Raw genomic sequence first — 18,599 nt, 5'->3', positions numbered from 1 at the left:
CGGGCGACCGTTCCACGACGCGGGGAGGGCTCGTGGAGCGGGTGTCAGCAGCCCATCGACCAGGTGTGGGAGTCACCCCGGTCGTTGGCCGCGCCGTTGTAGCCGACCTCCTGGCCCGGAGCGAGACAGATGGTCATGCTGCCGCCCTGCCAGGCGCTCTCGTAGACCTTGACGTGGTCCTTGATGCCGGGTCCGGAGATGCCGTGGTTGGCCCAGGAGGAGTCGGTGTCGGAGATCCAGCTCTCCCACCAGCCGTCGTCCCCGCTCCAGTTGGCGCGCTGGCCACCGAAGTTGGAGTCCTGCCAGACGCAGAACTCGCCGCTGGGGCATTCGGCCGCGCCGGCGGAGGTCGCGAGGGCGAGGCCGGAGGTGGCGGCGAACAGGGCCGCGGCGGCGGTGACGAGAAGTCGCTTCACGAGAGGATGGTGCCTTTCTGCGGTCGGATGGGCGCGGGCAGTTCGACTGCCTGCCGCAGTGCGCGGTCGCGCAGCTGCCGGTATGTGGTGAGCTCGTCCCGGCGCAGCGCGCGCACCGTGGCCAGCTCGGCGGCCTCCAGGCGCTCACGGACCTCGTCGAGTCCGCTCTCGCGGGAGCAGCGGGCGGCGACGGCCGGATCGGGACGGTCGGGGCGGGGGCTGCCCGGTGGTGCGACGCATCGGGTCCACCGGTCGAGTGCCGCTCGGTGGGTGGGGTCGTCGCGCATCCGGGCCTGGGCCTCGGCGCGGAGGTTGTCGACGACGACCTGGGCCCGGAACCAGCGGCGCTGGTCGCCGTAGAGCCGCTGGCGGGCACCGGCGACACAGCCGTCCTCATGGGCGGTGACGGTGGCGCCTGTGGCGAGGGTGACGGAGAGTTCCCGAGGACCGGCGCCGAACAGCGCCGTCTGGAGCTTCCGCTCCTCGTCCGGGGCGCGGGGCCTGGATGCCGGCGAGAGCCCCCGGCGGCTCAGGCAGTCCACGACGAGCCGGTGTTCGGCGGCCTTGAGGAGCGCGTCCTGGGCCGCCTTGCCGGAGGGGACGCCGGGGGTCGTGGGGGCTCCGGGCCCGACGGCGGTACAGCCGGACAGCAGGAGCGCGGCGGCCGCGGTCAGGAGCGCACGTCGGGTGCGCGGGGTGGTGCGAAACATGGGGTCCCCCTTCGATCGTCCCTGGTCGGAGCGACCGGCGAGTGATCGCCTCGGCGCTCGGGATGATCACTGCCCGAGGGCGGAGCCACCATGCCGGGGCTCACTCGAACGGGTCGAACGCGCCGGGGTGCGCGCCGCTCGCGCGCCACTGTCGTGCCGTGCGGAAGGGTGGCCGGGAACGACAGAGCCCCGGTTGGACGGGGGATTCCAACCGGGGCCGATCTGCCGTGACGCGAAGAGCGGTCACCTCATGGGGGGGACCTTGGGGACCGGGCCCCTTCGGCGTCACATACGTATGAACGGTGAACCTCTCCCGAATGTTCCGAGCGTTCCCCTGTGGGCGGTGTGAGACACCTCACCCGGTTTCGGGTGGTCTGGTCAGTCCTTCTCGGGGCGGTACACGGCGCCCGGTTCCGCCTTGCCCGGGGCCAGCAGTTCGGGCACGGTCACGAAGGTGAAGCCCCGCCGCTTGAGCTCGTCGATGATGGAGGGAACGGCCGGGACGGTGCCGTCGTAGATGTCGTGGAGCAGGATGATCCCGTCGCCGTGCGCCTGCTCGAGCACGCGCTGACGTATGAGGGCGGAGTCGGTGGTGGAGTAGTCCTTGGCGGTGATGCTCCACAGGATCTGGGCCAGCCCCAGTTCCCGGCTGACGTCGGACACCGCTCCGTCGGTGCGGCCCTGCGGCGGGCGCATGAGGGTGGGCCTCCGGCCGGTGATCTTCTCGACGGCGTCCTGGGTGCGGGACAGCTCGTCGCGGACCTCCGACTCGTCGAGATCGGTGAGGATCCGATGCGTCCAGGTGTGGTTGGCGACCTCGTGGCCCTCGTCGGCTATGCGCTTGACCACCTTCGGATAGCGGTCGACGTGCTTGCTGCCGAGCAGGAAGAAGGTCGCGGGGACCTGCTTCTCCTTGAGGATGTCGAGGAGCCGGGGGGTGTCCTTGCCCGGCCCGGCGTCGAAGGTCAGCGCGATGCACTTGACCTTGGCGCAGTCGACGCGACGGGCGGCGGCGCCCGCCTTGTCGTCCGTTCCGCCCTCTCCCCGGGCGTCCTGCGGGGTGACGGTGTCGACTCCGCAGCCGCCGAGCGTCAGCATCAATGACGCCGCGGCGATCAGGGCAGTGGCCGTCCCCCTGCGTCGGCCCAGCCTGGATCGGAACATGGTGGAACCCGCTTTCCCCGGTGATGTCTTCGGTACGGCCGCAAACCGCCTGGTCAGAGCGGCACTCACGGCCGACGGAAGACTCTACACACGGTGTATACCGGGGAAGGCAGGGGGGTCCTTCAAGCACGCGGGCACACGTGAACCCCGGACGGCGCCCGTCCGCTCCGTCCGGGGAGTTCGCGCCTCAGGCTCAGCGGGAGGCGAGCAGCAGTCGGGCCTCGGTCTCCTGGTCACCGGAGACGGACTGCTGGGACTGGATGTCGAAGCCGGCGGCGAGCACCTTCTCGACCTCGTTCACGGCGTGGTAGCCGCCGCTGAGCGTGGCACCGACCGGGGAGGTCAGATGCGTGGGACGCACCTCCTGGTGGCGTCCGCCGGCGGTGTCGAAGGTGGCCGTCCAGACGGTGGGGGCCGGCGCGGCGGCCGCCTGGGGACCCGGGGCCGTCATGTCCTCCAGCTCGTAGACACCGTCGAGGACGCCGAAGACGGCCTGCGCGTCCTCCCGGCTGCAGCCACTGAGCTGCACGGTCACGTCGGTGTCGATGTGCAAGTCGTACACGTCGCTCATCTCCTCGCGGCCGCCGGTCGCTCGTGGCGCCCCGCGCTCGTCGTGCCGGCACTCGTCGTGCCACGTCTCCAGCATCCCTCGCGGGGAGGCGTCCCGCGAGGGCCGCCGCCCTCCGCTCAGGTGCGGCCGATGACGTCCTCGACGGTGTCGGCCTCGGAGGCCCGCTTGTCGGGCCGGTGGCGCAGGACGCGGGCGAAGCGGAGGGTGACACCGCCCGGGTAGCGCGTCGAGGCCTGGAGCCCGTCGTAGGCGATCTCGACGACGAGTTCGGGCCGTACCCGCACGGTGAATCCGTCGTCCTCCACGGCGAGTTCACGGAGCCGCTCGGTCTGCCAGCGCAGCATGTCGTCGGAGAGTCCTTTGAAGGTCTTTCCGAGCATGACGAAGCCACCGTCCGCCGTGCGCGCGCCGAGGTGCAGGTTGGAGAGCAGCCCGGTCCTGCGCCCATGGCCGCGCTCGACGGCGAGAACGACGAGGTCGACGGTGTGGACGGGCTTCACCTTCAGCCAGGTGCGTCCCCTGCGGCCGGCCACGTAGGGCGCGTCCAGCGCCTTGACCAGGACGCCTTCGTGCCCCCTGGACAGCGTGTCGGTGAAGAACCGCTCGGCTGCCTCCACCTGCGCGGGGTCGGCGGGATCGGCCACGACGAGGCGGCGGACCCGCTGGGATTCGGGGAGCAGCCGGGCGAGGGCCGCGTGCCGTTCCCGGCCCGGTCGGTCGATCAGTCCCTCGCCGTCGACCGCGAGGACGTCGAAGAAGACCGCGGTGAGGGGCAGGGTGGCGTGGGCCCCGGCGACGTCGGTGCGGGATCCGACCCGGGACGCGATGGACTGGAACGACGCGGGGCGTCCGGTGTCGGGGTCGAGCGCGATCACCTCCCCGTCCAGGATGAATCCGTCGGCCGGTACGGCGCGCGCGGTCGCGACCACTTCGGGAAGCCGGTCGGTGATGCCGTCGAGCGAGCGGGTGTGGACCCGGACGTCGTCACCGCGCCGGTGGACCTGGACGCGGATGCCGTCGAGCTTCTCCTCGACGGCACAGGGCCCGAGTGCACCGATCGCCTCGGTGACGGAGGCCGCGGTGTGCGCGAGCATCGGCTGTACCGGGTTGCCGACCCGGAGGGTGAACCGGTCGAGCGCGGTGACGCCTTCGGCGAGCACCGCCTGCGCGACCGGGGGCAGCGAGCCTTCGAGCATCACGGCACGCCGCAGCTCGGCGGCGGGCACGGTCGCGGCCTGGGCGACGCCTTCCAGAGCGACGGCATCCAGAGCCCCCTGGCGCACCTCCCCGGTGAGGAGCCGCAGCAGGAGCTGTTGCTCGTCGTCGGTGGCCGCGGCGAACAGGGCGTGGACGAGCCGGGTCCGCTCGGCACGGGAGCCGGCTCCGGAGACCGCCGCGAGTTCCGTCATCGCCTCGTCGACGCGCCCGAGCGTGAGGCCCGGCCGTTCGGCGGGCGGGACCGCGGGTGGGACCACCTCCTTGAGTACGCTCCAGCCGACGCCGATCCGCCCCTGCGGGAGCCGGCCGGAGAGATACGCGATGACGAGGGGGCTCTCATCGGGCTCGGCCTCCGCGAACAGCTCGGCGAGGAGCCGTATCTTGCGCGAGCGCGCCGACGCGGCGGCGACCTCCCGGGACACCTCCGCAACACGGGCGAGCAGCATGAGCCCATCCTCCCCACCCCACGCCCGCGCCGCACGCCGCGTGTCGCCGTCAGGGCCAGGACACCGGGCGCTTCCGTCCACCTGCCCGCCCGCCGTCGGCCGCCCTCCTGCGCCGCAGCCGGTCGAGGAGCCTGGTGCGGGCGGCCGGACGGCTCGGCGGACGGTCCATCGCAGTCGGCCGCCCCGCCGGGGCAGGAGCAGGAGCAGCTGGAGGCGGAGCCACTGGTACGGCTGACGGCCGTGGCGGCACGGCCAGTACAGGCGGGAGGGGCCGTACGGGCGGCAGGGGCGGTTCGGGCGCCAGGGTCGGAGCCGGCCGCCGGAGCGTCCGCACGGTCATCCCGGCACCCGGCCGCTCCCCGGACGCACCCGAACGGCCCGGATCGCCCGGATACGGCGCGGGCTGCACTGTCCGGGCCTCGTCGAGCGCCAGGGCCAGGCTCAGGCGGTGCCAGAGGATCTCGTCCGGGTCGTCGGCCCGCGTGAGCCGCTCGGCGATGTCGCGGCCGGCCGCCTGCACCGGCATGCCGGGCGGCGCCGGCGGGCGCAGCCGGTCGAGGTGGGTGCGCTCGTACGGGTCGTCGACGACCTCGGCCACCTGGACCGGGTCGAGCATCGAGGCCATGGCGGCGGCCTGTGCCCATGGGTCGTCCGTGGCGCGGAGGAGCGCGCCGAGCCGCCGCGCCCTCCAGTTCCTGGGGCGCAGGTCCTCGTGCGCGGCCAGCCGTTCGCGGAGTTCCATGGGCAGTCGCCCGGTCAGCAGCGCCGGGCAGGTGAGGCCGAATTCGGCGACCTCTTCCGCGAGATACGTCCAGACCACCGCCCGGTAGCGGTTCAGGGAGAACCGCACGGGACTGACATGGCCCGTCCGGGTCAGCCTGGTGAAGCGCTCCGGGGTGATCTCCAGGAGCGCTGCTGCCTCCGCCGTGCCGACCGCGTGCACCCGGTCACGCAGGCCGGCGGGAAAGTCGGGCGCGGCCCTGAGCCGGTCGAGCTCGCAACGCTCGACCCGCCGTCGTCCACCCTCCCCCGCCGGCACCGTCCTCACCAGGCCGAGCTGGACCGCGAGCCGGAACTCGTCGCGCCTCAGTTCCAGTTCCTGCGCGGCCCGCCCCGGTGTCACCGTCACCGTGCGCGCCCCCTCGTCCACCGTCATCGCGTGGCCCTCCCCCGTACGTCCGTGGTCTCTCCGTGTCGTGGATCTCTCCGACCCACCACCGAGAACGTAACGCAGAGTGACGAACCGTGCACGACCTGTGGACAACCGCCTGTGGACAACGCTTTCGGGACGGCGGCCGTGGCGTCAGATCAGGCCGCCCTCCGGGCGCCCCGGCTGCCGGGCGGCCACGCCGAGGTGCTCGCCGACGCGGTTGACCAGCAGCGTCATCTCGTACGCCACCTGGCCGACATCCGCTTCCGCCGCGCTCAGGACGCAGAGGCAGCTGCCCTCGCCCGCCGCCGTCACGAAGAGCAGCGCCTCGTCGAACTCGACCATCGTCTGGCGCGCCCGGCCCGCCCTGAAGTGCCGGCCCGAGCCCCGGGCCAGGCTGTGCAGGCCCGAGGAGACGGCCGCGAGGTGTTCGGCGTCCTCGCGTGCGAGTCCGCTGCTCGCGCCCGTCACCAGGCCGTCGTTCGACAGCACGAGCGCGTGCCGTATGAATCCGACTCGCTGCGTCAGGTCGTCGAGCAGCCAGTCCAGTCCCTTGTCCAACGCCATCAGTGGTCCTCCCCCTGGGTGGTGCGCCCCGATGACCCGGTTGTCCCGTGGTCCCCGTGCCGCAGTGGTCCGCCGTATCGCCGCAAGCCTTACGCACTGTCGTGAACAGGGCAAGCACTGCACCACGCCCGCGCGTGCCGCAGGATGGGGGCATGACGAGGATGACCGATGATCAGTGGCGGACCTTCGTGTCCGAGGGAACCCGTACCGGCAAGCTGGCGACCGTGCGCGACGACGGCAGTCCGCACGTCGTACCGATCTGGTTCCTTCTGGACGGGGACGAGTTCGTGTTCAACACGGGCAAGGACACGGTGAAGGGCCGCAACCTCGCGCGCGACGGACGGGTCTCCCTGTGCGTCGACGACGACACTCCGCCGTTCGCCTTCGTCTCGCTCAGCGGTCGCGCCGAACTCAGCGAGGACCCTGACGAGTTGCGCCACTGGGCAGGGCGCATCGGCGCCCGCTACATGGGCGAGGACCGGGCGGACGAGTTCGGGGAGCGCAACGCCGTCCCGGGCGAACTCCTCGTCCGGGTAGGCATCCGGAAGGTGATCGCCCAGGCCGGCGTGGCCGACTGACCGGCCCGGGTCGCGGTACGACGGCTCAGCCGACCGTGTCGAGGAGCCGGGCGGTGTGCATCCGCCCGGCGTACTCGACGAGCCGGATGAGCACTTCCTTCCCGGAGTCTCGGTCGCGCGCGTCGCACAGCACGACGGGCGTTCCCCGGTCCAGGTCGAGTGCGCGGGAGACGTCGGCCGCGCCGTATGTACGCGCGCCCGTGAAGCAGTTGACGGCGACCACGAACGGGATCTTCCGGTGCTCGAAGTAGTCGACGGCCGGGAAGCAGTCCTCGAGTCGCCGGGTGTCGGCGAGGACGACGGCGCCGAGTGCGCCCTGCGACAGCTCGTCCCACAGGAACCAGAACCGGTCCTGACCGGGCGTCCCGAAGAGGTACAGGGAGAGCCCGGAGCGGATGGTGATGCGGCCGAAGTCCATGGCGACGGTCGTGGTCGTCTTCTGGTCGACTCCCCCGGTGTCGTCGACCGACTCCCCGGCACGGCTGAGCTGTTCCTCGGTGCGGAGCGGCCGGATCTCGCTGACCGCGCCGACGAGGGTGGTCTTGCCCACGCCGAACCCACCGGCGACCAGGATCTTCAGGGCGAGGGCGCTGGTGTCCGCGCCGTCGTCCCTGCCGTCGTCCGCGCCGGTGCTCTCAGAGCGCTCGTAGGCCATCGATTACTTCCCTCAGGATTCTTTCGTCGGGGAGCTGTGCGGGCGGTACGGGCCGGCTGACGCGTACGAAGCCCGATTCGAGGAGGTCGCCGAGGAGGACCCGGACGACGCCGACGGGCAGGTCGGCGTCGGCGGAGAGCTCCGCGACCGACTGGGTCTCGGCCCGGCACAGGGCGAGCAGGGACCGGTGCTCGGGGCCGAGGAGGGACTCCTCGGCCGGTCCGGGCGGGTCGTCGTCGACGACGACGAGGGCGATGAGGTCGAACCGTACGTTGCTGGGCCCGGGTTTGGTCCGGCCACCGGTCATCGCGTACGGGCGGACGAGCGGTCCGGCATCGGCGTCGTACCACTGACTGCCCGGCACGGACGGGCCGCCGCCGGTGCTGTCCTCGTTCATGGGCCTTCTCCGGGTCAGTCGACGGCCGGCGGGGTCACCGTGAGCCGCGGCGGGGTGTGCAGGTGCTCGCCGACGCGTTTGACGAGGCGGGCCATCTCGTACGCGATGAGGCCGATGTCGGCGCTCACCGAGGCGAGGACGGCGAGGCAGGAGCCGTCCCCCGCCGCGGCGACGAAGAGGAAGCCGTCGTCCATCTCGACCATGGTCTGGCGGACGCCGCCCGTGTGGAACTGGCGGCCCGCCCCCTTGGCGAGGCTGTTGAAGCCGGAGGCGATGGCGGCCAGGTGTTCCGCGTCCTCGCGGCTGAGACCGTTGGAGGCCCCGACGGCGAGTCCGTCGTTGGAGAGCACCACGGTGTGGCGGACCTCCCGGACTCGCATGACGAGGTCGTCGAGGAGCCAGTCGAGCTCGCCGGACCGGTGGTGGGAGATCCTCTCGTGGTCGATCATGGCTGGTCTCCTTCGGGGCGGGGGTCGTCGAGGGGGGTCGTGCCGTGGCCGGGTTCGTGACCGGTGCCGGTGCCGAGGGGGCGTCTGCTGCCCGGGGCCGCACCGCCGCCCCGCTGCCAGCCGTCGCGGTAGGCCGCCATGCGGTCCCGTACCACTTCCGGGGTGCGGGCGTCCGTGCCCGGCTCGGCCGGTACGAACACCGGTGCCGATTCGGGCGCTTCGCGCAGCTGCGGGACCAGGCTCGCCTGCCGTACCCGGCGCGGCAGCTCGCCCTCCGTGTCGTCGCCGTGTCCGGCGTGACGGGCGGCACCTGCGGGACCGGTGGCACCCGCGGGCGTGCCGGGCTGCTGTTGCCGCGTCGGCGGTGGTACGGAGGGCCCGCGGCGTCGCAGTTCGGTGACCCCGGCGGGCGGCGGCCCGGGCTCCGCGGGCGCCGCGAGCGCGGGTACGACGGTCGGGCGCGGCAAGGACTGCGGGCGCGGCGACGCGGGAGCCTGCGGCGGGACCGGCGGCCGGGAGCCGCTCGTCTCCCTGGGCAGGACCCCGGGCCGCGTGCCGCCGGGTGGCTGGGGGGCGGTCCCGCGGGGCGCCGGAACGGGCCCAGCGGGGGCACCTCCCCCCAGGACGGGGGCGGGCGGACCGCCCTGCGCCGGCGGACGGGACACCTGGGGACGGCCGAAGCGGCGGGCCTCGGCGCGCTGTGCCTCCTCGCGTTCGCGTGCGACGCGCGCGTCGTCCGTGCGCCGGTCGGAGCCGAGGCGGTGGGAGCCGGGCCTGTCGGTGCCGAACCGGTCGCCCGCCGTCCGGTCGTCGCCGCTCTGCCGGTGGTCCGCGCCCGGTTCTCCCCGGTCGGGGGCGGGCGTACGGGGATCGCGTACCTGCGGGGTTCCGGCGTGGGGTGTGTCGGTTCCGTGGCCGGTCGCCCCGGCGCCTCGACCCGGGGGCAGGGCGCCCTGGAGGAGATCGGTCGGGAGCAGCACGACGGCCGTGGTGCCGCCGTACGGGGACGTCCGCAGCTGGACCTTGATGTCGTGGCGGGAGGAGAGTCTGCTGACCACGAAGAGGCCGAGCCGGTCGCTGTCGAAGAGGTCGAGGGCCTCGGACTGGGCGATGCGGGCGTTCGCCTCCGCGAGGGTGTCCTTGCCCATGCCGAGTCCCCGGTCCTCGATCTCCAGGGCGTACCCGTTGCCGACGGGCTCGCCGCTGACCCGGACCTTGGTGTGGGGCGGCGAGAACTGGGCCGCGTTCTCGATGAGTTCGGCCAGGAGGTGGGTGAGGTCGGCGACGGCGCCGCCGACGACGGCCGTCTCGGGGAGTCGACGCACCTCCACGCGCGCGTAGTCCTCGATTTCGGAGACGGCGGCGCGGACGACGTTGGTGAGGGGGACGGGCATCCGCCAGGCGCGTCCGGGGGCGGCGCCGGAGAGGATGATGAGGCTCTCGGCGTGGCGGCGCATCCGGGTGGTGAGGTGGTCGAGCCGGAAGAGGTCGCCGAGTTCGTTGGGGTCGTCGGCGCGCCGCTCCATGCTGTCCAGGAGGTTGAGCTGGCGGTGGACGAGGACCTGGCTGCGCCGGGCGAGGTTGACGAAGACGCCGGAGATGCCGCTGGCGAGTTCGGCGCGTTCGACGGCGGCGGAGAGGGCCGCGCGGTGAACGGTGGTGAGGGCCTCGCCGACCTGGCCGATCTCGTCCTGGGAGACGGGACCGCGCGGGGTCTCGGCCTGGACGTCGATCTCCTCCCCGGCGCGCAGCCGGCGCATGGCGTCGGGGAGTTTGCCGCGCGCGATGCCGAGGGCGGTGTTGCGGAGGCTGACGAGTTCGACGACCAGGCCGCGGCCGATCCGGACGGAGATGACGAGGGAGGCGGCGACGGCCGCGAGGCCGAAGGTCACCGCCGCGCCGCCCGCAGTGAGGACACCGCCGGCGAAGGGGTCGGAGCGGTCGGCCGCGGCGGCGCGGGCCTCGGTCTCGATCGCGGTGAGTCCGCTCCGTACGGCCGCGAGGGTGTCGTCCCAGTCGGCGCTGGGGACCGCCTGGGCGGCGGTGCGGCCGGGGCTCTCGGCGCGGACGCGGTCCTCGGCCCGGGTGAGCCGTGCGTGGTCTCCGCCGGCGGCGAGCCGGTCCCACGCGGCGCGTTCGGCTGCGGGCAGGTCGGCGGTGGCGGAGGCGGTGAGGGTACGGCGGGTCTCGACGGCGCCGGAGAAGGCGCGGAGCCCCTCCTCCGAGAACCGGCCGGTGAGGTGGGCGACGGTGAGAAGCGCGTCCTCGCGGGACAGCATCTCGCCGGCCCGGCCGAATTCCAGGAGTACGCGCGCGTCGGAGCCCTGCTGGCTGTCCTGGATGCCGGTGAGGGCGCCGCCGACGGCGAAGGCGGCGGAGACCGCCGCGGTGTACTCCTCGTACACCTGGTTCCCGTCGGCACGTCCGTCGGTGGCGGCGGTACGGAGCCGGGCCAGGCCGGCGACCTTGCCGACGAAGGCGCTGACCCGCTTCCCGACGTCGCGGGGGAGGTCCCCGGTGTCGCCGACGGTGTGCGTGTCGTTCAGGCGGAGGCGGCCGACTGCCTCGTCCGTGCGGCGTATCCGGTCCTTGAGCTCGGCGGCCCGGGTGGCGCCGGGGGCCGCGATCTGCCGTACGGCGGCGCGCCGTTCGGCCTGGAGGGCGGCGAGGGCGGCCGTCACGGGCTCGCGGATCTCGGCGTCCACGCGCTGGAGCTGGCGGAGCCGGGCGACGTCCTGGGCCGTGGTGACAGTGGCGAAGCCCCACAGCGCGAGGAGCGACACGACCGGCACCATCAGGAGCGAGACGATCTTGGCGCGGACGGTTCGGGGACGCAGGCCGCGACGCGGGGCGCCGAGTGCGCGCGCCGCGGCTGCGTGAGGCGCGGGGCCGTGGGCGGTGGCGTGGTCTCCGGTGGTGGCCGTACGACCGGTGTCGGCCGCGTGTCCCGCGCCGGCCGGGTGCCCGGCAGAGGCCGGGCGTCCGGTGCCGGGGAAGGCCCCGGGAGTGGGCTCGCCCGGCTCGTCGGCGGGCGGCCCGGCGTGTGCGCGCCGCCCGCGCGCGGCCGCCGACGGCGGCGCCGACGCCTTGGCGTCGTTGGTCCTGCGGGGAGTTCGCATGGCCTCCTCGTTCCGGCTGCGACGGTCTCTGGTGCGTGGTGTACGAAGTTCGGTTCAGCTCGCGGGTGTACGGGCGGATTCAGCGGTCCGGAAGCCGGGGGGTGCGACGTCCACCGCGCGCTCGTCGGTGAGGCGGCCGGCGGAGGCGTACGCCGCACGTTCCTTGGCCGTCGGAGAGAGTGCGACGAAGGCGGAGGTGATGAAGAGGTACGAGCCGAGGCCGACGGCGAGCGGGAAGATGAACTGCATGACCGTGGCGCCGGGGAGGGTGGCGGTCGAGGGGGCCACGTCCACCCGCACCGCGAACATGCCGGTGTAGTGCATGCTGCTGACGGCCGCGCCCATCACGAGCGAGGCGACGGCCACGGCGGCGGCTGAGTGGATGTTGAGGGCCGCCCACAGGGCAGCGGTGGCGGCGACGACGGCGATGAGCACGGAGAGGCCGACGAGCAGGGGGTCGAAGCGGACCTCGCCGTGGAGCCGGAGGGCGGCCATGCCCATGTAGTGCATGCTCGCCACGCCGACACCTGTGGTGAGTCCGCCGATCAGGAGCGAGCGGACGCGGTCGCGTCCGTAGCCGACGGCGAACACCCCGACTCCGACGACGGCCATCGCGATGACGAGGCTGAGGATGGTGAGCGGAACGTTGTAGCGGATGTCGGTGCCGGTCACGCCGAAGCCGAGCATCGCCACGAAGTGCATCGTCCAGATGCCGGTGCCGATCGCGGAGGCCGCCGTGAGCAGCCAGTTGCGCCGCGAGCGGCCGGTCGCGTCGAGGGCGCGTACGGTGCAGCGCAGCCCGAGGGCGGCGCCGACGCAGGCCATCGCGTACGACAGTGCAGGTGTCAGCCAGCCGAAGGTGGCGTGGTCCAGGTGTCCCATGGCTCCCGGACGCTAGTGCGCATCAGGGGGCGCACCAGGGGCGCATTTCGAAAGCTGATGGAATATGATAGAGAGATGATCCCGAACGATCACACCGGGCTCGAACGTGCACACACACGGTGCACACAAAATGTTCACACACGACGGTCACTCCTCCGGGTACGGAATCATGAGCGCATGAGCGATGACCCCACACACGTCCGAGAGTTCTTCGGCTCCCGCGCCGCCGACTGGGACAGCCGGTTCCCCGACGACGGTCCCGCGTACGCCGCCGCCGTGGAGGAGCTCGGCCTGCGCCCTGGCGACGCGGTGCTCGACGCCGGCTGCGGGACCGGCCGCGCCCTCACACCGCTCCGCGCCGCCGTCGGCCCGTCCGGCACCGTACTCGGCGCCGACCTCACCCCCGAGATGCTCGAGCGGGCCGTCGCCGCCGGGCGCGGCGGCACGGCCGGGACGGCGACGCTGCTGCTCACCGACGTCGGACGCCTGCCGGTGCGCGACGGCGCGCTGGACGCGGTCTTCGGGGCGGGACTCGTCTCGCACCTCGCCGAACCCGTCGCCGGTCTGCGGGAACTCGCCCGCGCCGTACGGCCCGGCGGCCGGCTCGCACTCTTCCACCCGATCGGACGGGCGGCCCTCGCGGCCCGCCACGGCCGGCAGATCACCCCGGACGACCTGCGCGCCGAACCCCGGCTGCGCCCCGTACTCGCCGAGGCGGGCTGGCGGCTCGTCAGTTACGTCGACGAGGACGCGCGCTACCTGGCCATGGCCGTACGGGAGGCCTGAGGCGCGAGCCGTCGCCCTTCGCACTCCCTGCGGAGCACGAGTGCCGGGGCGCGCCCGGCTGCCCGCCCTCGTGCCCCCTCGTCCCCGTCCTTGATCCGGCCGGAACCCTCACGCGGATGTGGCAGAGTCGGGGCGGGGTCGGCGGTGCGACTGAGGGGGCTGTGAGTGGCGCGGGTGGTCGACGATCGGTTCGAGCTGGTGGGGCGGCTCGGCGGCGGCGGTATGGGCACCGTGTGGCGCGCACGGGACCTGGCGCTCCACCGTGAGGTCGCCCTCAAGGAGGTCCGCCCGCCCGACCCCGCGCTGGCCGAGTACGACCCCGAGGCCGCCCGGGAGCTCCGCATCCGGGTACTGCGTGAGGCCCGGGCACTCGCGCGCGTGGCGCACCCCCAGGTGGTGACCATCCATCACATCGTGGACGGCGGCGAGGGCACGTACCCCTGGCTCGTCATGGAGCTGGTCCCCGGCGGTTCCCTCCAGGACCGCCTCGACGGCGGTGCACTCGCCGTCGGCGAGGCGGCGACGCTGGGGCGCGGGATCCTCGCGGGGCTGCGGGCGGCCCACGCGGTGGGCATCCAGCACCGGGACGTCAAGCCGCCGAACGTCCTGCTGCGGCCCGACGGACAGCCGGTCCTGACCGACTTCGGCATCGCGGCGACCCACGGGGCCACCGCCCTCACCGCCGCCGGGTCCATCATCGGCACGCCCGACTACATGGCGCCCGAACGCGTCAGCGGCGAGGAGGGCGGGCCGGCCGCCGACCTCTGGTCGCTGGCCATGACGCTGTACGTCGCGGTGGAAGGCCACCATCCGCTGCGCCGTGCGAACACGCTCGCCACGCTCGCGGCCGTCCTCGGCGAGGAGGTGCCGCCGCCTCGGCGGGCCGGGCCGCTGACACGGGTTCTGACGAGCGTGCTGGTACGGGATCCGGCGGCGCGCCCCGACGGCGAGGCGCTGGACCGGATGCTCGCCGAAGTGGAGGCGGAGGCCAGAGCGGACGCTCACGCTCGACCTCAGCCGCAGCCACCGTCTCAACCACAGCCGCAGCCACAGCCACCGTCTCGACCTCAACGGCAGCCGCAGCCGCAAGATCAGGTGCCTCATGCGGCCGTGGCCGACGCACGCCCCTCCGTCGACGCGGGCGCGGACACCGCCACCGCTTTCCCCCTCGCGCCCCCGGTACCGTCCAGGCCGCCCACGGCACACAGGCGGCGCGGCGGGGTGTACGCGGCGGTAGCAGGGGCGGCCGTCGTCCTCAGCGGTGTGCTCGTCTGGAACCTCCTCCCGTTCGGCGGCGAGAAGGGCGACGGAGACGGCGACCGCGTCGAGGGCAAGCCCAGCGGCCAGGGGTCCTCCTCGCCGTCGACACCCTCCACCCCCTCCACGGGCGCCTCCGGAGCGACCCCGACCGGCGGCGGGCCCAAGATCACCATCGGCATCAAGTTCGACCAGCCCGGACTCGGCTTCAAGAACCCGGACGGCACGTACGCCGGTCTCGACGTGGAGGTGGCGACCTACGTCGCGCGCGTGCTCGGGCACGCTCCTGCCGACATCGTGTGGAAGGAGGCCCGGAGCTCCGCCCGCGAGTCGCTCCTCACCAGTGGTGATGTCGACCTCGTCGTGGCCACGTACACGTTCAACTCCCTGCGGGACAAGAAGGTCGACTTCGTCGGTCCCTACTTCACGGCCCATCAGGACGTCCTGCTCCCCGCGACCGACACCACGGTCAAGCGCCCGACGGATCTCAACGGCCGGAAGGTCTGCACGGCCACGGGTACCGGTACCGCGCTCCTGATCCGGACGAAGCTCGCCCCCCAGGCACAGGTCGTGACCTACGACAGCTACGCCCGCTGCATCGACGACCTCGCCTCGGGCGCCGTCGACGCCGTCACCACCGACAACACGCTGCTCGCCGGGTACGCCGCGCACGACGCGTACAAGGGCCGGTTCAAGCTCGCCGGGTTCAGTGTCAGCGACGAGCTCTACGGCATCGGCGTTCCGGAGGGCGGCGATGCGAAGGGCACCGTCCAGCGGGCGCTCCAGAAGATGATCGACGACGGCTCCTGGAAGAAGGCCGTCGAGAGGAACCTCCCGCTCCTGAAGAACGTCTCGCCGCCGGCCCAGCAGTGGTCCACCAGCGGCGGGGCTTCCTAGCCGACCCCAACGCACCCTTCTTTCCCAGCACTTCACTGACTACCGTGGATGTGCCGGGCAGTCGTGCCCGGGAAAGGCGGCGCGACGTGGCACGGGTACCCGAAAGACTGCGCAGGCTCCTTCCGTCCGCCCGGCGGGCACCCGAGGCCGCCGCGCCGGCGCCAGCGCGCCCCCGGCAGGGGCACAACCTCTTCGAGGCGGCCGCCGAGTACGTGGCCGCGTGCGCCGAGGACGATCCGGCGCGGGCGGAGGAGGCGGCCAGCCGGGTCTCCCCCGGCATGCTGTCGTTCGGCGTCAACGAGCTGGCCTGCCGGGCCCTCCTCACCCTCGCCCGGGAACGGAACGAGTCGCCGAGGGTCGTGGCCCGCTCGCTGCTGGGCCTGCGGGAGGACCCGGCGGGGCGACCTGAGGCCGACGCGTAGGGCTCGCGGTGCGGGGCGGGCCCGAGCGCGGGAGACGCGGCGGCGCCGCGGTCTGCCGCCCGGCCCGCGCCCGTACGGCGATGCAGGTCACGGCGCCGGGCTATGGACAGGGCTCCCTACTCACTGGTTAAGGTGCGCCGACAACCAGATGGGGAGGCATGCGTGGCTGGGACGGACCCGATCGCCGAGGCCGAGGCCGACGGCGCTGCCGACGCGCTGTTCGTGCTGACCGCGGCACTGCTGACGCCCGCGCGATTCCCGAGCGTGCTCGGCGACGACTACCCGGCGGCCTGCACGGCGCTCGGGCTCCAGCCGTACGCCGAGGGGTACGGGCTCGTGTTCGGCCAGGACGGGCTCGGCGCGCGGTGGACGGTCGTCGTCGACGACGTGTCGCTCGTCGCGGTGGCCATCTCCTCCTGGGACTGCGGCATGGCCTACGACCTTTCCCCCGACGAACACTCGGTGGTCGCCGGGCTGCCGGGCTGGCCGCTCGCGGTGGTGACGCGCGCGCCCGGCGTGCCGGCCCCGCACGACCCGGAGCCGGAGGAGGGTGACCCGGCCCCGCTGGTCCCGCCGTCCGGCGACGCTTGGGGGCCTGCCCAGCGGCGCCTCGGCGCGGACGAGGTGGCACTCCAGTGGTCCGCCTGGCGGAGCCAGGTGACGGACGGCGCGTCGTCGGACACGGGGGCGGCGGTGCCGTCCGAAACGCCGGTCCCGTCCGAAAGCGCGGTGTCGTCGTCAGAGCCCGCCGCCTCGCCCAGGACACCGGCCGAGGCCGCGCCAAGGCCCACGACGTGGTTCGAGAGGCCCTCCCCCAAGAAGGCAGCGCCGCCCCCGAAGGCGGCGCCGTCCACCGACGCGGCGACATCGGGCGAGGGCGTGTCGTCCACCGGCGCGGCAGCGGCCGCAGACGCCGTCGCCGACCCGTACACCGGAGTCCGCCGGGCCCTCGACGAGCTCCGCGGCTACCTCAAGGAGCCGCCGCCGATCGGGCGGGTGCGGTCCTCCGACACCGGTACGGACGGGGGCGTGCGGACGTTGCGCGCGGACGGCCCCGGCTGGTCGCTGGTGGCGCGTCCGGACGACATGGCCTTCGTCCTGCTCGACGAGCTGCCGGGCGAGGTCCTGCCGGTGGCCCGCGGTCCGCGGCTGCCCGCGCTCCTCGAGGGGCTCGACGCGATGGCGGTACGGCCCTCCTGATCGACTCCCCATCGGCCCCGATCGAGCCGATCGAGCCGATCGAGCCGATCGATTTCTGATCGCCTCCTGCTCGCCTCCTGCTCGGCAGGAGGCCCGCCGAGGGTGTCATGCCGATCCACACGGCCCGACAGCCCGAGGTGTGGTCCGGGACCATGGCCCGGTGGTGAGGGTGCGCCGCACGATGTGGCGCCGCATCCCTTTCCCCCGCTCCCCGGAGGCCTCCATGCGCCTGTTCCCAGGCGTCCCGCTGCTCGCCGCACTCCTGACCGCCGTCACCGTCCTGGCTCCCGCGGGGCCCGCCGGGGCGGAGGAGCGGGCAGCCGCGGGCAGCACCACGCACTGCGCGCGCCAGGACCGGCTCCACGTTCCCGGCGCCGAGCACCAGCAGTCCGCCTGCCTGGCGGATCTGACGACCGCCGGGCTCGCGGGCACGCCGTACACCGACACGGCGGACCAGGCCGGCCTCGCCGCCCTCGGGACCCGTAACCCGTCGGGCGTGCCCGGCGTCCAGATCGACGGCTACTTCCCCGACGACTCGCGGCTCAACGCCACCCACGGCTGGGCGCACGACGCACAGTTCGTCATCAGGCTGCCCGACCGCTGGAACGGCGGCCTCGTCGTCACCGGCGCGCCCGGAACCCGGCGCCAGTACTCCACGGACGCGCTCATCTCCGACCAGGTCCTCGCCCGGGGCTTCGCCTACGCGGCCACAGACAAGGGCAACACGGGACCGGACTTCTTCACCGACGGACGCGGTCCCGGGGACGCGGTCGCCGAGTGGAACCGCCGGGTGACGGAGCTGACGCGGGCCGCGAAGAAGGCCGTTCGGCAGCGCTACGGCAGCGCCCCGGAGCGCACGTACATGACGGGCATCTCCAACGGCGGCTATCTGACGCGCTGGCAGCTGGAGAACCGTCCCGAGCTGTACGACGGCGGCGTCGACTGGGAGGGCGTGCTCTGGACCTCGCGCGGCCCCAACCTCCTGACCAGCCTGCCGGTGACGGTGGCCCGGTCGCTCGGGCAGGCCTCCGACGAGGACCTGATCGAGGCAGGCTTCGCACCCGGGTCGCGCTTCCTGTGGCCGTACCACGAGAAGGCGTACTGGGGTCTGACACAGAAGATCTTCCGGGCCGAGTTCGACCCCTCGTACGACCCCGGCTGCCCCGGTTCCACCGCCGGCGGGACCGTGGAGCAGATCTTCGCACCCTGCGCCTCGGACGCCTCGTACGACTACGCCGCCCGGCCCGCCTCCGTACACCGCGCGGTGGCGAAGGTCGCGCTCACCGGTCGCATCGGCAAGCCGCTCATCACCCTCCACGGCGACCTCGACACGCTGCTGCCCCTCGCCACCGACTCCGACGTGTACACGCGGATGATCGACGGGCGGGGCCGGGGCGGGATGCACCGGTTCTACACGGTGCAGGACGGGACGCACACCGACGGCCTGTACGACACGTATCCGGACCGTCTGCGTCCGATCCTGCCGTGCTACCGCTCCGCGTTCGACGCGCTGACGAAGTGGGTCGAGGAGGGTACGGATCCGCCGGCGGACCGGACGATCACCCGACCCGCGAGCGGTGACGTGGTGAACTCCTGCGCCCTGGAGGGGTGAGCTACGGGGGCCGGTTCCGCCCTGGAGAAGGTGAGCCCTGGGGACCGGTAGGAGCCCGGGGCCCCGTGGCCGAGACCCTTGGCTCAGACCCGTGGCACAACCC

General features: G+C 73.4%; 18 protein-coding genes. 6 read left to right on the top strand and 12 right to left on the bottom strand.

What is annotated here, in order from left to right; genetic code table 11:
- Positions 1 to 44 precede the first annotated feature (44 nt).
- From E0F75_RS24670 to E0F75_RS24640, 7 genes are all read right to left on the bottom strand, one after another.
- Positions 45 to 416, bottom strand: coding sequence for a peptidase inhibitor family I36 protein (locus E0F75_RS24670; protein ID WP_187624748.1), 372 nt, complete (start codon positions 414 to 416; stop codon positions 45 to 47).
- Positions 413 to 1,126 (bottom strand): hypothetical protein, encoded by a 714-nt coding sequence (locus E0F75_RS24665; RefSeq protein WP_187624747.1) that lies wholly within the window; start codon positions 1,124 to 1,126, stop codon positions 413 to 415. The genes E0F75_RS24670 and E0F75_RS24665 overlap by 4 nt, the downstream gene beginning before the upstream one ends.
- 378 nt (positions 1,127 to 1,504) lie before the next feature.
- Positions 1,505 to 2,290: a polysaccharide deacetylase family protein gene (locus E0F75_RS24660; protein ID WP_187624746.1), complete on the bottom strand. Its 786-nt coding sequence runs from the start codon at positions 2,288 to 2,290 to the stop codon at positions 1,505 to 1,507.
- A gap of 193 nt (positions 2,291 to 2,483) precedes the next feature.
- Positions 2,484 to 2,936 carry a hypothetical protein gene (locus E0F75_RS24655; RefSeq protein ID WP_229312822.1) on the bottom strand — a complete coding sequence of 151 codons (453 nt, stop codon included), beginning with the start codon at positions 2,934 to 2,936 and terminating at the stop codon, positions 2,484 to 2,486.
- A gap of 41 nt (positions 2,937 to 2,977) precedes the next feature.
- Positions 2,978 to 4,525 (bottom strand): ATP-dependent DNA ligase, encoded by a 1,548-nt coding sequence (locus E0F75_RS24650; RefSeq protein ID WP_187624745.1) that lies wholly within the window; start codon positions 4,523 to 4,525, stop codon positions 2,978 to 2,980.
- 49 nt (positions 4,526 to 4,574) lie between these two features.
- On the bottom strand, positions 4,575 to 5,681 hold the full coding sequence (locus E0F75_RS24645; RefSeq protein WP_187624744.1) for a DUF6397 family protein: 1,107 nt from the start codon (positions 5,679 to 5,681) through the stop codon (positions 4,575 to 4,577).
- A 147-nt stretch (positions 5,682 to 5,828) separates the two neighbouring features.
- Positions 5,829 to 6,242, bottom strand: a complete 414-nt coding sequence (locus tag E0F75_RS24640) for a roadblock/LC7 domain-containing protein (RefSeq protein WP_073905463.1) — start codon at positions 6,240 to 6,242, stop codon at positions 5,829 to 5,831.
- A gap of 152 nt (positions 6,243 to 6,394) precedes the next feature.
- On the opposite strand from E0F75_RS24640, the gene E0F75_RS24635 reads away from it, so the two are divergent.
- The gene (locus tag E0F75_RS24635; protein WP_187624743.1) at positions 6,395 to 6,820 is read left to right on the top strand and encodes a PPOX class F420-dependent oxidoreductase; all 426 of its coding nucleotides are present in this window, start codon (positions 6,395 to 6,397) and stop codon (positions 6,818 to 6,820) included.
- A 25-nt stretch (positions 6,821 to 6,845) separates the two neighbouring features.
- Here the strand turns inward: E0F75_RS24635 and E0F75_RS24630 are convergent, their stop codons facing one another.
- Genes E0F75_RS24630 through E0F75_RS24610 form a run of 5 tightly spaced genes read right to left on the bottom strand, consistent with a single transcriptional unit; the run spans position 6,846 to position 12,322 of the window.
- Complete coding sequence (locus tag E0F75_RS24630) at positions 6,846 to 7,475, bottom strand: ATP/GTP-binding protein (RefSeq protein WP_187624742.1); 630 nt, start codon at positions 7,473 to 7,475, stop codon at positions 6,846 to 6,848.
- Complete coding sequence (locus E0F75_RS24625; protein WP_030316908.1) at positions 7,456 to 7,872, bottom strand: DUF742 domain-containing protein; 417 nt, start codon at positions 7,870 to 7,872, stop codon at positions 7,456 to 7,458. Before E0F75_RS24625 ends, E0F75_RS24630 begins: the two co-directional genes overlap by 20 nt.
- A 14-nt stretch (positions 7,873 to 7,886) precedes the next feature.
- Positions 7,887 to 8,321: a roadblock/LC7 domain-containing protein gene (locus tag E0F75_RS24620; RefSeq protein WP_187624741.1), complete on the bottom strand. Its 435-nt coding sequence runs from the start codon at positions 8,319 to 8,321 to the stop codon at positions 7,887 to 7,889.
- A complete protein-coding gene (locus E0F75_RS24615; RefSeq protein WP_187624740.1) occupies positions 8,318 to 11,440 on the bottom strand; it encodes a nitrate- and nitrite sensing domain-containing protein in 3,123 nt (1,040 codons plus the stop codon). Before E0F75_RS24615 ends, E0F75_RS24620 begins: the two co-directional genes overlap by 4 nt.
- A gap of 54 nt (positions 11,441 to 11,494) precedes the next feature.
- Positions 11,495 to 12,322, bottom strand: coding sequence for an MHYT domain-containing protein (locus E0F75_RS24610; protein ID WP_187624739.1), 828 nt, complete (start codon positions 12,320 to 12,322; stop codon positions 11,495 to 11,497).
- Positions 12,323 to 12,499: 177 nt separating this feature from the next.
- Here E0F75_RS24610 and E0F75_RS24605 point away from each other — a divergent pair, with 177 nt between their 5' ends.
- The 5 genes from E0F75_RS24605 (at position 12,500) to E0F75_RS24585 (ending at position 18,496) form a co-directional block, all read left to right on the top strand.
- Positions 12,500 to 13,108 (top strand): class I SAM-dependent methyltransferase, encoded by a 609-nt coding sequence (locus tag E0F75_RS24605; protein ID WP_187624738.1) that lies wholly within the window; start codon positions 12,500 to 12,502, stop codon positions 13,106 to 13,108.
- Positions 13,109 to 13,282: 174 nt separating this feature from the next.
- A complete protein-coding gene (locus E0F75_RS24600; protein ID WP_187624866.1) occupies positions 13,283 to 15,262 on the top strand; it encodes a bifunctional serine/threonine-protein kinase/glutamate ABC transporter substrate-binding protein in 1,980 nt (659 codons plus the stop codon).
- 86 nt (positions 15,263 to 15,348) lie between these two features.
- Positions 15,349 to 15,684: a hypothetical protein gene (locus tag E0F75_RS24595; protein ID WP_187624737.1), complete on the top strand. Its 336-nt coding sequence runs from the start codon at positions 15,349 to 15,351 to the stop codon at positions 15,682 to 15,684.
- A gap of 162 nt (positions 15,685 to 15,846) precedes the next feature.
- Positions 15,847 to 16,884 carry a hypothetical protein gene (locus tag E0F75_RS24590; protein ID WP_187624736.1) on the top strand — a complete coding sequence of 346 codons (1,038 nt, stop codon included), beginning with the start codon at positions 15,847 to 15,849 and terminating at the stop codon, positions 16,882 to 16,884.
- A 223-nt stretch (positions 16,885 to 17,107) separates the two neighbouring features.
- Positions 17,108 to 18,496 carry a tannase/feruloyl esterase family alpha/beta hydrolase gene (locus tag E0F75_RS24585; protein ID WP_187624735.1) on the top strand — a complete coding sequence of 463 codons (1,389 nt, stop codon included), beginning with the start codon at positions 17,108 to 17,110 and terminating at the stop codon, positions 18,494 to 18,496.
- Positions 18,497 to 18,599: the final 103 nt, after the last annotated feature.

It is taken from the genome of Streptomyces sp. CB02980, assembly GCF_014451325.2.
Taxonomy (GTDB): Bacteria; Actinomycetota; Actinomycetes; order Streptomycetales; family Streptomycetaceae; genus Streptomyces.
The sequence above is the reverse complement of the archived record's forward strand: the minus strand, read 5'-3'. Positions and strand labels throughout refer to the sequence as shown.